9 protein-coding genes are annotated in these 12,696 nt (G+C 74.1%); all 9 read right to left on the bottom strand.

All coding sequences use genetic code 11. The annotated features are described in order from the left end of the window. Nucleotides 1-32 precede the first annotated feature (32 nt). Nucleotides 33-1,691, bottom strand: coding sequence for a protein phosphatase 2C domain-containing protein (locus AB0I68_RS09060; RefSeq protein WP_363176554.1), 1,659 nt, complete (start codon nucleotides 1,689-1,691; stop codon nucleotides 33-35). A gap of 3 nt (nucleotides 1,692-1,694) precedes the next feature. After that, a complete protein-coding gene (locus AB0I68_RS09055) occupies nucleotides 1,695-4,469 on the bottom strand; it encodes a tetratricopeptide repeat protein (protein WP_363176552.1) in 2,775 nt (924 codons plus the stop codon). Beyond that, nucleotides 4,466-5,731, bottom strand: coding sequence for a hypothetical protein (locus AB0I68_RS09050; protein ID WP_363176720.1), 1,266 nt, complete (start codon nucleotides 5,729-5,731; stop codon nucleotides 4,466-4,468). The genes AB0I68_RS09055 and AB0I68_RS09050 overlap by 4 nt, the downstream gene beginning before the upstream one ends. Before the next feature lie 71 nt (nucleotides 5,732-5,802). Beyond that, nucleotides 5,803-6,747 carry a glutamate ABC transporter substrate-binding protein gene (locus tag AB0I68_RS09045; protein WP_363176719.1) on the bottom strand — a complete coding sequence of 315 codons (945 nt, stop codon included), beginning with the start codon at nucleotides 6,745-6,747 and terminating at the stop codon, nucleotides 5,803-5,805. 197 nt (nucleotides 6,748-6,944) lie between these two features. After that, complete coding sequence (locus AB0I68_RS09040) at nucleotides 6,945-8,297, bottom strand: hypothetical protein (protein WP_363176718.1); 1,353 nt, start codon at nucleotides 8,295-8,297, stop codon at nucleotides 6,945-6,947. Nucleotides 8,298-8,520: 223 nt separating this feature from the next. After that, a complete protein-coding gene (locus AB0I68_RS09035; protein WP_363176551.1) occupies nucleotides 8,521-9,531 on the bottom strand; it encodes a BadF/BadG/BcrA/BcrD ATPase family protein in 1,011 nt (336 codons plus the stop codon). After that, the gene (locus AB0I68_RS09030) at nucleotides 9,522-10,793 is read right to left on the bottom strand and encodes a 6-phospho-beta-glucosidase (protein WP_363176717.1); all 1,272 of its coding nucleotides are present in this window, start codon (nucleotides 10,791-10,793) and stop codon (nucleotides 9,522-9,524) included. The genes AB0I68_RS09035 and AB0I68_RS09030 overlap by 10 nt, the downstream gene beginning before the upstream one ends. 5 nt (nucleotides 10,794-10,798) lie before the next feature. Continuing rightward, complete coding sequence (locus tag AB0I68_RS09025) at nucleotides 10,799-11,728, bottom strand: carbohydrate ABC transporter permease (protein WP_363176550.1); 930 nt, start codon at nucleotides 11,726-11,728, stop codon at nucleotides 10,799-10,801. Nucleotide 11,729: 1 nt separating this feature from the next. Beyond that, nucleotides 11,730-12,692, bottom strand: coding sequence for a sugar ABC transporter permease (locus AB0I68_RS09020; RefSeq protein WP_363176549.1), 963 nt, complete (start codon nucleotides 12,690-12,692; stop codon nucleotides 11,730-11,732). Nucleotides 12,693-12,696 lie beyond the last annotated feature (4 nt).

Raw genomic sequence — 12,696 nt, 5'->3', positions numbered from 1 at the left:
CTAGGAGAGGGACTGGGGACGGGGCGGGCGGATCAGCCCTGAGGGCGTACTTCCGCTTCCGTTTCCGATTCCGCTTGCGGCTGTTGCGGTCTCGCCGCAGCGGCCACCGGTGCCGCTGCCGCTGTCTCTGCCGCTGCCTGCGCCGCCTCCGGGCCGGGCGGCGCGGCGAACGGCACGACGGCGACCGTGACGTTGTCGTGGCCGCCCCCGTCGAGGGCGTGCCCCACCAGGACCTGCGCACTGTGCAGGGGGCGGGCGGCAGCGTCCGAGGGCAGCACCTGGGCCATGTCCTGGGCGGACTCGGCGTAGTTCCACAGGCCGTCGGTGCAGACGACCACGACGCCCGCGTGGTCCGGCTTGAAGGTCGCGGTGTGCGGCTCCAGGTCGTACGCGTCGGCCCCGAGCCAGCCGGTGATGGCGTGGGCACGGACATCGGCGTAGGCCTCGGCCTCGCCCATCAGCCCGGCCGCGACCATCTGGGCCGCCCAGGAGTCGTCCTCGGTGAGGCGGCGCGGCAGCGCGTCGCGGTCGTCGGGGACCCAGTACGCGCGGCTGTCGCCGACCCAGCCGATGGTCAGCAGGCCGCCGCTGACGACGGCGCCGACCAGGGTGCAGGCCGGGGCGTTCTGCGCGCCGGGGACCTCCGGGGCCAGGGCGTTCACGGCGGTGGCCGCGGCCAGGATGGCGTCGTGCATGGCCTCTTGGGGGTGGGCGCCGCGGGGAAGGGCTTCGAGCAGGGACTCGTTGGCGGCGCCGGCCGCGGCGGCCGAGGCCTCGTCGGGGCGGCTGGCGGAGGAGACGCCGTCGCAGACGATGGCCACGGTGGCGGCCGAGCCGTCGGGCAGGGCGGTGGCCGCGACCGCGAACGAGTCCTCGTTGCGGTGGTGGCGCAGCCCCCGGTCGCTGACGGCGGCGACGCTGCCGAGCTCCTCCTCGAGGTGGTCCCGCTCCCGGGGCTGGGCGTGCCCGCAGTGCTCGCAGTACCCGTCGGTGTCGACCCGCCCGGCCCGGCAGGCCACGCAGGTCTTCCCGCCGTCGCCGGCCGCCGGCGCGGGAGTGCTCCCCTGCGCGGTGCCGACGGTGTACGGGTCCTCGTGCCCGGGGCCGGTGGCGCCGTACGGGGCTTCGGCCGCGCCCCAGGGGGTCCCTTCGGGAGGGGTGGGGGTGCCGCCGGGCCGGTCGTGGCGGATCTCGCGGCCGGCCGCCGGATCGGGCACGGCGCCGTACGCGGGCTCGGGCGCGCCGAACGAGGGGCCCTGCGGCGGTACGAGGGCGGCCTCGGAGACGGGCGCGGCGGCCGGCTGGGCGACGGGCTCCGCGACCACCCTCGCGGCGGCCGGTTCCGAGGCCGCGCCTGCGGTGGCGGGAGCCGGGACCGCCCTCGCGGCCGGCTCCGCGCCGGGCCCGGCGGCCGGCTCCGCAGGGGCGGACCAGCCGGCCGTGTCCCCGACCAGCGTGGGCGCAGCACCGGCCGCGGCACTGCCCCACCCGGGCGCGGGCTCCGCGAGGGCGTACCCGCCGGTCGGGCCCGTCGGGGCGGCCGGGAGCGTGGGGATCGGGAGGGTCGGGTTGTCCCGGGACACGGGACGGGGCGCGGCGGACACGGGAGAGCCGCAGACGCCGCAGAAACGGTCACCCTCCTCGAGGGGCTCCGCGCAGCTGGGGCAGCCAGACGGCCGATGCATCGACATCACTCACACCCACGTCCGGGGACGGAAACGGTTTGCCCGCTCCACCAGTTCGATCCTGTCCTCGCCCCGCTGCGCCAGCCGCGCGAGAACGCGGTACGAGCGCTCCAGGCCGAAGCGCAGGCCCCGCTCGTCCAGTTGACTGCCGAGCAGCGAGGTCCGACCGGGGTCGGAACCCCGGCTACCCGACAGTACCCAGTCCAGGGCCGAGCCCAGAACCTCCGTCGACAGCCGCTCGTGGCGCACCGCGTCCAGGCCGAACCGCTCCAGGGCTTCCACCTGCGCGGCAGCCGCCGCCAGATCCGGCAGCAGGGCCTCCTCGGGAGACCGGTCGCGCAGGCGTGCCCGTACCGCCGCCACCCGTGCGGCGGTGTAGTGGATCGACGTCTCGGGCACGGACTCCAGCGTGCGCACCGCCCCGCCCCGGTCGCCCGAGGCGAGTTGGACGCGGGCCAGCCCGAAGGCCGCGCTCACGAACCCCGGGTCGGTGATCCAGACCAGCCGGTAGTACTCGGCGGCGTTGTCCAACTGGCCCAGGATCTCCGCGCACAGGCCCAGCGCCAGCTTCGGCGCGGGCTCGCCGGGGAAGGCGTCGTAGATGGCGTCGAAGGACAGTGCCGCTATCTCGTCGTCGCCGGTGGCCAGTGAGGCGATCCCGCGGGCCCACACCACCCGCCAGTCGTCCGGATGCCGGGCTTCCAGACCGGTCAGGGCGGCCCCGGCCGCGGCGAGTTCGCCGAGTTCCAGGCGGGCCCGCAGCTCGCGCAGCCGCAGCTCCGCCGAGTCGGCGGGCGCCGCGCGCAGGGCGCCCAGCAGGTCTCCCGGTGCGGAGGCCAGCAGTCCGGCCAGGAAGCCGGCATTGGGGTCGCCCGCGTCCACCAGCGGCACGGGCAGGGCCAGCGCCAAGCCCCGGGCGTCGAGTGCGGCCAGTTCGGTGGGGCGCACGGCGGGCACGGGCACCGCCACCGGCCCGGCCGTCGGCGCTTGCCCGGCCAACGGCCCGGCCACCGGCGCTTGCCCGGCCGGCCCCGGGGCCCGGCGCGCGGCCGGGACGGCTCCGACGGGCACCGCTCCGGCCGGGCCGCCGGCCCTGTGGGTCACCGTGGTTCCGAGCGGCGCGGAGAGGGCTGCCGCCCCCGGCGTCCCCGCGGGCGCCGTGGCCACCGCCGCAGCCGCCGGAGCGGGCAGCACCGCAACCGGCCCCGGCCTGCGCCCGAGCCTGCGGCCCGCCGTGGGACCCGGCAGCGTCCGCGCCCCCAGCCGGGACACCTCGGTCCCGGCCACGTCGGCGAACAGCCGGGTGTCCGGAACCCGCAGCTCCGGCCCGAAGAGGGTGGAGAGCTGCGGCCGCGGGCTGCCCGTCTGCAGGGCGACGACCTCCCGCAGCACGCCCGTCAGCTGGTCCGCCATCTCCTGCGCGGACGAGAACCGCCGATCCGGATCCGGGTCGGTCGCCCGGACCAGCAGCCGGTAGAAGGACTCGTACCGCCCGAACACCTCGATGTGCTCCGGATCCGGCAGCGAATCCGCGAACACGTTCGTGTAGCCCTGGAAGTCGAAGGTCAGGACGGCCAGCGTCCGCGCCACCGTGTACAGGTCGGAGGCGACCGAAGGGCCGAGCTCGGCCACCTCCGGCGCCTGGTAGCCCACCGTGCCGTAGATGGCCGACTCCTCGTCGTCCATCCGGCGCACCGCGCCCATGTCGATCAGCTTCAGCTGGTCCTGCTGCTGGATCGCGTTGTCGACCTTGAAGTCGCAGTACAGCAGGTTCCTGCTGTGCAGGTGCCCGAGTGCCTCCAGCGCCTCGATCCCGTACGCGCAGGCCTGCTCCACCGGCAGCGGATCGCGGCGGCCGTCCGGCCGCCGCCGCTCGTTCGCTATCTCCTTCAGCGACTTGCCGCCGACGTACTCCATGACGATGTACCCGTCCAGCGAACCCGTCCGCTGGTCCAGGTGTTCCACGAAGTTGTAGATCCGCACGATGTTGGAGTGCTCGATCTCCGCCAGGAAGCGCCGCTCCGAGATCGCCGCAGCCATCGCGTCCTGGTCCCCGGTGTCCAGCAGGCCCTTGAGTACCACCCACCGGTCCGACACGGCCCGGTCCACCGCCAGGTACACCCAGCCGAGGCCGCCGTGCGCCAGGCAGCCCGCCACCTCGTACTGGCCGTGCACGACCTCGCCCGCGCGCAGCTTGGGCACGAAGGAGTACGGGTGCCCGCACTTGGTGCAGAAGCCCTCGGTCCGGCCCGGCCGGTCCCCACGGGACCGGCCCACCGGTGCCCCGCAGTCCGAGCGCGAGCAGAACCGCTTGCGCTCCGGCACCTCCGGGTTCTCCAGCACCGCCGCCGAAGGATCCGGACGCGGCACTTCCGGGACGTTGACCAGCCCGGCGCCCAGCCGGCTGCGCCCGGAGGGCCCGGCCGCCGAACCCGAACTGCGCACCGACACCGAGCGGGTGGACACGGCCTCGGGCAGGGAGCGCGAGAGCCGGCCCGACACCGAGCGCCGCGAGGACGACGAACGCGAGGACCGCGAAGAGCGCGCCGAGGTCGAGGACGACCCCGACCGGCCCGAGCCGTGCGAGCCCTGCGAGCTCTGGGAGTCGCCGTGCCGGGCCGCGCTCGTCATCCCCGTCGGCGGCGAGACCAGCTCTTCCGCACCCGCGGCGACGGCGCCGATCGGCGCCAGACCGCAGGTGTCGCAGTACAGCTCGCCGCCGCCCATGTCCTCGTACGTCCCCGGGCAGCCGGGGCGAACGCACGCGGTTCCGACCAGACTCATGCGTTCTCCTCCCCGGGCCCCTCGGGCCGGTGCTGCGGCTGCGGCGGTGCCAGTGACTCCGCCGCTGCCCGTTGATAGCGCAGGACGGCCTGTTCGGCGGCCCGCAGATCGCAGGGCGCGCTCCACAGCATCCGCCTGGCCGCGTCGTACCGCTCGATCAGCAGCGGATCCTCAGCCATCCCGTGCCGGGCCACCTTCGCCTTGTACGCGTCCAACCGCCCGCGCAGTTCCGCCCGTACCGCCAAGGGAGCCGTCACCGCCGTCAACGATTCGCGGGCCCGGCGCAGTTCCTCATCGGCCCGCTCCTCCAGCGATTCCAGCAGCGGCGAAAGCCGGTGCCACTGGGCCTGGCGCCGGTACTCGGCGGCCGCCGCCAGCTGCTCCTGCAGTGCGGTCGGCGGTCCGCTGACCGCCGGCACCTCCGACGCCGCGATCTTCGCCAGCACCTCGCCGCGCGCGGTCCGCGCCTCCGCCAGGGTCCGGTCGGCCCGCGAGAGCACGTCCCGCAGGCTGATCAGCCGCTGCTCGGCATCCTGCCGTACGGCCAGGACCGCCTCGATCTCCCGTCGTACGTCCTCCAGCGCGACCGCGGCCCGGTCGTAGCGGGCGGTGTCCGGGCGGCCGCCGCCGGGCGCGGAACTCCCCGCCACCGGCTGCCAGAACGCCAGCGGATCCGCGATCACCTGCGCCCGCAGCGCGGCCAGCTCGGCGGTGATGGCCTCCAGGTCGTCGCCCGAGGGGTGTTCACCCGGGCGGACCCCCACCGAGTGGGCCAGCGAGCGGGTGCGGTGCAGTTCGGCCGCGAGCAGGTCGATGCGGGCGGGCAGCGCCGACCACACCGAGTCGGCGGCCACCACCACGTCCAGCGAGCTCGCGTAGAGCTCGTTCATCCGGGCCACCAGTTCGGCGAGCGACAGCCGTTCCGCCAGGGCCACGCCCTCCGCCGCGGCCCCGGCGATCAGCACCCCGGGCCCGCGCAGCCGCTCGGTCAGCTCGATCAGCTCCTCGCGGCCCGGCCAGCGGCGCCGCTCGCGGATCTCCCGGGCAGCGCCCAGCGCCCCGCTGTAGGCGTCGAAGTACGTCCACAGCCGGGTGATGGCGGCGTCGGCCTGCGCCCACCGCTCCTTGGTGACGCCGGTCAGCCCGGCCCCTTCCAGCAGCCGGCGCCCCGCGTGGTCCTGGAGGGCGAGCAGCGAGGTCTCGACGGCCTCGTGCTCCGCTCCGAGCCGGGCCAGGGCGCGGTCGACGTCGTCCCGGTCCATCACTGCCGACTGCGCTTCCAAAAACCCCGCCTCCGCTTTCCTGACATCGGGCTCCGACTCTGCCACCGGCCTCAGCCGTCCCGGTACTTCGGCGTGGGCGGTCCGGCCACACCGGGCAGGACGGGCTTGAGGTGCGTCACGTAGGCCTGCATCCAGGGGCTGTTGTCGCCGCCGGCGCGGTAGTTCTCCAGCACCTTGTTGACCCGGCGCACCAGGTCGGAGGCGTCCTTGTTCATGGCCACCCCGTAGAACTCCTTGGTGAACGGGGAGCCGACGAGGCGCACCGACGGGTCCTGCGCGGCCTGGCCGGCCGCGAGCGCGTTGTCCGTGATGATGCCGTCCACCTCGCCCAGCTGGAGCCGGACCAGGCAGTCGAGCTGGTTGGGCACGCTGACCGGCACCGAGCCGTACGGCTGGGCCTTGAGCGCCGCCTCGGCCGTGGAGCCGGCCGCGGTGCAGATGCGGCGGCCCTTCAGAGAGGCGTCGTACCCGGTGATCGGCGAGCCCTTGGGGGCGAGGACCTGCTGCCCGGCCTCGAAGTACGCCGTCGAGAACGCGACGTCCTCCAGCCGCTTGCAGTTGATCGTCATGGTCCGCACGACGACGTCGACGCGGCCGTCATGGAGCGCGGGGACGCGCTGGCTGGTGGGGATGGCCCGGTAGATGACGGCGTTCTCGTCGCCCAGGATGTCCTTCGCGATGGCCTTGACCAGGGCGATGTCGAACCCGTCGAGGCGGCCGTCGACCGGGTTGCGGTAGCCCCACTTGAAGCTGTTCTGGTCCACGCCCGCGACGAGTTTGCCCGCCTTGCGGATCCGGTCGATGGTCGGCCCGTCCACGCCGGACGGGCGCAGGCTGGCCTCCGGGTCCTGGCAGGTGTCGGTGAGCGACCAGGGCACCGGGGCGGCCGCCATCGAGGCGGGCTCGCGGACCACGGCCGGGTGGCCGGTGTCCGGGGCCGCCTGGGCCAGCGGCAGCAGGACGGCCGCGGCCGTCACCGCGCAGGCGGCGGCCATCGCGCTCACCCCGCCCCAGCCGCGCAGCCGCCCCGCCGGCCGGCGCACCCCGGACGCACCGGGTGCCCCGGACGCACCGGGTGTCCCGGGCAGGCCGGACGCACCGGGCACGCCGGACGCACCGGCCTGCTCGCCGTCCCGGCCGGTTCCGCCGTCGTAGCCCTCGACGTGGCCCTTCACGCGTATCCGCATCGCTGTCACCTGTACTCCGAAAGCCGGCGCCCGATGCCGAGCAGCGCCGCCGCGGCGCCGACGACCGCGAGGGCCGCCGAACCCGTCACCAAACCGCCCAGCGCGCCGAGCCCGTCCCGGGCCGCCCGGGTGAACTGCTGCTGCTCATGGGCCACTGCCTGCTCCAGGGACGCGTCCACCGTGTCGAACGAGGCCCCGCTGCTGTCCTTGTGGTCCTTGTCCCCGATGACCTGGGGCAAAGCGTCCTGGTAATCGCCGCGCAAGTCGGTCTCCCGGGCCGCCGCGTGCCGCTGCTTCCACTGCTTGACACCGTCCGCGGCCCGGCTGACCGGCTCCCGCCCGCTGCTGTCGTCGGCGAGCTTCAGCGCCGTCGCCAGCCCCGTGTCCAGCTCGTTCATCTCGGTCGTGAAGTCCACGTCGTACTTGTCGGACTTGTTGTCCGAGGCCAGTACAGCGCCCCGGGCGATCAGCGTCAGGTTCTCACTGGCGCGCGCCTGGAGCGAGGCGATCCGCGCGTCGTTGAGCACCTTGAGCGACTCCTGCCCGTCCGACCTGGCCTCGGCCAGCCCCGACCGGGCGACCGTGTGCCCCACGGCCAGCCACATGAGTACCACCAGCGAGGCGGCCGTCGCCGCCACGAGACCGTGGTTGAAGACCCGGTTCGTCCGGCGGTAGTTGCGGCGTTGCGCCCACGCCAGAGCGGCGAGCGCGAGCAGGCCCGTGCCGAGCGAGGCCAGCGGAAGCGAACGGGCGTCGTCGTAGTCCGTGTAGAGCCGGTCCGTCTCCGCCTCGTACAGCCGCTGCGCGGCGGGCAGCAGCTGGGCGCTCATCTGTTCGTTGGCGTACCGCAGATAGGCGCCGCCGAGCGGCAGGCCCTGCTTGTTCGTGGCCCGGGCCTGCTCGATCAGGCCCGTGTAGTGGGGCAGCTGCTCGCTCAGCAGCGCGATCTGTTTGCGGGAGTCCTCGTCCGCCCCGGTGTTGGCGGCCGCGCTCACCAGCAGCTTCGAGGCGTTGGAGATGTCCTTCTCGTACCGTTGGCGGACGTCTCGCGGCTCGTCGCCGCCGGCCAGGAACCCGCTGGAGGAGGCCGTGTCGGCGTCCGCGAGCGAGCGGTAGATGCTCGCCGCGTCCGCGCTCAGCGGCTGGCTGCGGCCCACCACGTCGTCCGCGGCGCCGACCCGGCCGGAGATCTCCAAGACGGTCACCGTGCCGAACAGCAGTACCAGGGCGGCCAGGACCGCGCCGATGATCCGCAGCCGGCCGGGCTCGGTCGTCGCCGCCGCGCGCAGCCGCTCCACGCCCTCGGCCCAGGCGGTACCCGGCCGGGGAGGCGGCTCCGGCGGACCCGCGGGCGGCACGGCGAGGCTGCCCCCGGGCGCGGGCGCGCGTGATGTGATGGCCACCGTGACCTCCCCCTCGGTCCTCTGCTCCGCAGCAGTATGGCCGTAGTGACGGTCAACCACAGCACCCGGTGCCGGATCTTGGGCGATCCACCCCCTGCGTGCGCCGACCCCACCCCTTCACCGTCAATACGTCCCGACGGCCGCCACGGTTCCAGACCCGGGGCCTCCCGGGGCGGGTTCACCCGAAATGGGCACGGAGTTTGCCATGGGCCTCGGGCAGGGCCCCGAGCGCGTCCAGCCCCAGCAGCCCCGCGCCCAGCACCGGCGGTGCCGCGACCACCGACACCCTGGCACGCGGTGCCCGCCGCGCCAGTCCTGTCGCGATCCGCTCGTTCAACTGTCCGTGACCGGCCGTGAGCACCCCGCCGCCGAGCAGCACCGGAGCCTCCTCGTCCAGCAGGTCCAGCCGGGCGAGCGCCACCGACGCCAGGGCCACCACCTCGTCCGCCTGCCGCTCCACGATCGCCGAGGCCACCGGATCGCCCGCCGCGGCCACCGCGAACAGCACCGGCACCAGCTCGTGGGTCCGCCGCTGCGCCAGGGTCCCCAGGTGCAGCGCCTCGATCAGCTCGGGCATCGAACCGAACCCGAAGTGCCCCGGCAGCGCCACCGCCAGCTCCGTCGGCCCGCCGCGGCCGTCCGCCGCGCGCGCCGCCCACCACAGGGCCTCCGCGGCCAGGCCGCCCCCGCCGCCCCAGTCCCCGGAGATCTGCCCGAGCGCCGGGAAGCGGGCCGTGCGCCCGTCGGGCAGCATCCCCACGCAGTTGATGCCGGCCCCGCACACCACCGCGACCCCGCGCGGCGGCTCGGCCCCGCAGAGCCCGGCCCGCAGGATCGCGAAGGTGTCGTTGAACACCCGGGTGGCCGCACCCCAGCCGCGCGCACCGATCGCGTCCGCGAGCTGCCGCTCCTCCACCGGGAGGTCGGCGTTGGCCAGACATGCCGAGACCTGGTCGGCGTACGGCGCACCGGGCCCCGGCAGGGGCAGTCCGGCCGCCTCGGCGGCCTCGGCGACCGCCTGGCCCAGTACGTCCACCGCCGCCTCGACACCGGTCCGCTGCGGCTGGAAGCCGCCGGAGCGCCCGGTGCCGAGGACCGTGCCGTCCGCGGCGATCAGGGCCGCGTCCGTCTTGCTGTTGCCCGCGTCCACGGCGAGGACGGCGGGCGGGGCGGGACGGTTCACGCCCATGCCAGGTGCTCCTTGTTGTGCGCGAGGAGCCGGTCGGTCAGCCCCTCGGCGAGCTCGAACTGGCCGACCAGCGGGTGTGCCAGCAGCGCCTTGAAGACCCGTTCGCGGCCGCCCCGTACGGCCGCGTCCAGCGCCAGGTCCTCGTACGCCGTGACGTGCGCTACCAGACCGGCGTACAGCGGGTCGAGCCGCGGCACGGCCAGCGGCACGGGGCCGGACCGGTCCACCCGGGCCTGCACCTCGATCACCGCGTCGTCCGGGAGGAACGGCAGCGTCCCGTTGTTCCGCGTGTTGACCACCTGCACCGCCGGGCCCGGGCCGCCGTCGCCCAGCAGCGCCGCCGCCAGGTCCACGGCCGCCTCCGAGTAGAAGGCCCCGCCCCGCTTGGCCAGCAGCTCCGGCTTCTCGTCCAGCGCCGGATCGGCGTACAGGGCGAGCAGCTCCTTCTCCATGGCGGCCACCTCGGCGGCCCGTGAGGGCTTTCCGCCCAGCTCGCGCACCACCGCGTCGTGCGCGTAGAAGTACCGCAGGTAGTACGAGGGCACGACGCCGAGCCGGTCCAGCACCGCGCGCGGCAGCCGCAGGTCCTCGGCGACGGCCTCCCCGTGCTCGGCGAGCAGCCGCGGCAGCAGGTCCTCGCCGCCCGGGCCGCCCTTGCGCACCCCCAGCTCCCAGGTGAGGTGGTTGAGCCCCACGTGGTCCAGGTGGATCTCGGCCGGGGCCAGGTCCAGCAGCGCCGCGAACCGCCGCTGGAAGCCGATGGCGACGTTGCACAGCCCGACCGCCCTGTGCCCGGCCTGCAGCAGGGCGCGGGTGACGATCCCGACCGGGTTGGTGAAGTCGATGATCCAGGCGTCCGGGTTGGCCCGCCGGACCCGCTCAGCGATGTCCAGCACCACCGGGACCGTCCGCAGCGCCTTGGCGAGCCCGCCGGCGCCCGTGGTCTCCTGCCCGACGCAGCCGCACTCCAGCGGCCAGGTCTCGTCCCGGAGCCGGGCCGCCTGCCCGCCGATGCGCAGCTGGAGCAGCACCGCGTCGGCGCCCTCGACGCCCGCGTCGAGATCGGCGGTGGTCGTGACCCGCCCCGGATGCCCCTGCCTGGCGAAGATCCGCCGGGCCAGCGCGCCGATCAGCTCGAGCCGCTCGGTGGCGGGGTCGATCAGCACCAGCTCGCCGATCGGCAGGGTGTCGCGCAGCCGCGCGAAGCCGTCGATCAGCTCGGGGGTGTAGGTGGAACCGCCGCCCACCACTGCGAGTCTCATGGTCATCAGCCTTTCACTCCCGTCAGGGTGACGCCCTCGACGAACGCCTTCTGGGCGAAGAAGAAGAGGACGATCACCGGCGCCATGACCAGCACGGTTGCCGCCATGGTGAGGTTCCAGTTGGTGTGGTGCGCGCCCTTGAAGGACTCCAGTCCGTAACTGAGCGTCCAGGCGGCCGGGTTGTCCGAGGCGTAGATCTGGGGGCCGAAGTAGTCGTTCCAGGCGGAGAAGAACTGGAACAGCGCGACGGCGGCGATGCCCGGCCTGGCCATCGGCAGGACGACGCGCAGCAGGGTGCGGACCTCGCCGCAGCCGTCGACCTTGGCCGCGTCCAGGTACTCGTCGGGGATGGTCAGCAGGAACTGGCGGAGCAGGAAGATGGAGAACGCGTCGCCGAACGCCATCGGGATGATCAGCGGCCACAGCGTGCCGGACAGGTCCAGCTGCTTGGCCCAGAAGAGGTACATCGGGATGACCACCACCTGCGGCGGCAGCATCATCATGGCGATCACCAGCAGCAGCGAGAGCCGCCGCCCGCGGAAGCGGAACTTGGCGAGGGCGTACGCGACGGGCACCGAGGAGACCACGGTCAGCAGTGTGCCCAGCCCCGCGTACAGCAGGGTGTTGCGCCACCAGGTCAGGAAGCCCGGGGTGTGCCACACCTTGGCGTAGTTGCCCCATTCCCAGGTGCCGGGCACCAGGTCGCGGGTCAGCGTCTGCTGGTCGCTCATCAGGGAGGTCAGGAGGAGGAAGACGAACGGGAGGACGAAGAACAGGGCGGCCGCGACGCCGAGGGCGTGCACCCCGACCCAGTGCAGTACGGCCCGTCGGCGGGCGCTGCGACTGGCGCTGCGGTCGACGCCGCCGCCGCGGCGCGGCGCGGTCGTCCCCTTCGTCCCGGCCGTCCCGGTCGTCGTATCGGTCAGCTGGGCCATCTCAGTCACCTGCTCCGATCAGTCCGCCACGGCGGCGCATCAGGAGTGCGGTGAAGGCCATGGAGAGGGTGAAGAGGACCAGTGCGACGACGCACGCGGCGCCGTAGTCGAAGCGCTGGAAGCCGACGTTGTAGACCACCTGGGGGAGGGTCAGCGTGGACTTGCCGGGGTAGCCCGGCTCGAACTGCTGGCCCGAGCCGCCGATGACGCCCGCGGCGACCTTCCCCGCCACCAGGGGCTGCGTGTAGTACTGCATGGCCTGGATGACCCCGGTGACCACCGCGAACAGGATGATCGGCGAGATGTTGGGCAGGGTGATGTGCCGGAACCGCTGCCAGGCGCCGGCCCCGTCCAGCTCGGCGGCCTCGTACTGCTCCTTCGGTACGTCGAGCAGCGCGGCCATGAAGATGACCATCAGGTCGCCGACCCCCCACAGCGCGAGGACGGTGAGCGCGGGCTTGGACCAGTCGGCGTCGGTGAACCAGCCGGGCGCGGGCAGGCCGACCGCTTCCAGCAGGGTGTTGACCGGGCCGGTGCCGGGGTTGAGCAGGAAGACGAAGGCCAGGGTCGCGGCCACCGGCGGGGCCAGGTAGGGCAGGTAGAACAGGGTCCGGAAGATCCCCGCTCCCGTCTTGATCTTGGTGATGAGGAGGCCGATGCCGAGGCCGAAGACGACCCGGCAGCCGACCATCACCACGACCAGCCACAGGGTGTTGCGCATGGCCGGCCAGAACAGCGGATAGTCCGTGAAGACGTACCTCCAGTTGTCCAGGCCGTTGAACACGGGCGGACGGAAGCCGTCGTACTTCGTGAAGGAGAAGTACACGGTGGAGACGAGCGGGTACGCGAAGAAGACGGCGAACCCGATCAGCCAGGGCGACATGAAGGCCGCGGTCCGCAGGGCGGACCGCCGGCGCTTCGCACGCAGGGCGGGTGCGGTGGTGCTGGGCATCGCGGCGGTCATCGGG

The sequence above is a fragment of the Streptomyces sp. NPDC050448 genome (genome assembly GCF_040655295.1).
GTDB lineage: Bacteria > Actinomycetota > Actinomycetes > Streptomycetales > Streptomycetaceae > Streptomyces.
This window is presented reverse-complemented; position numbering and strand designations above follow the sequence as displayed.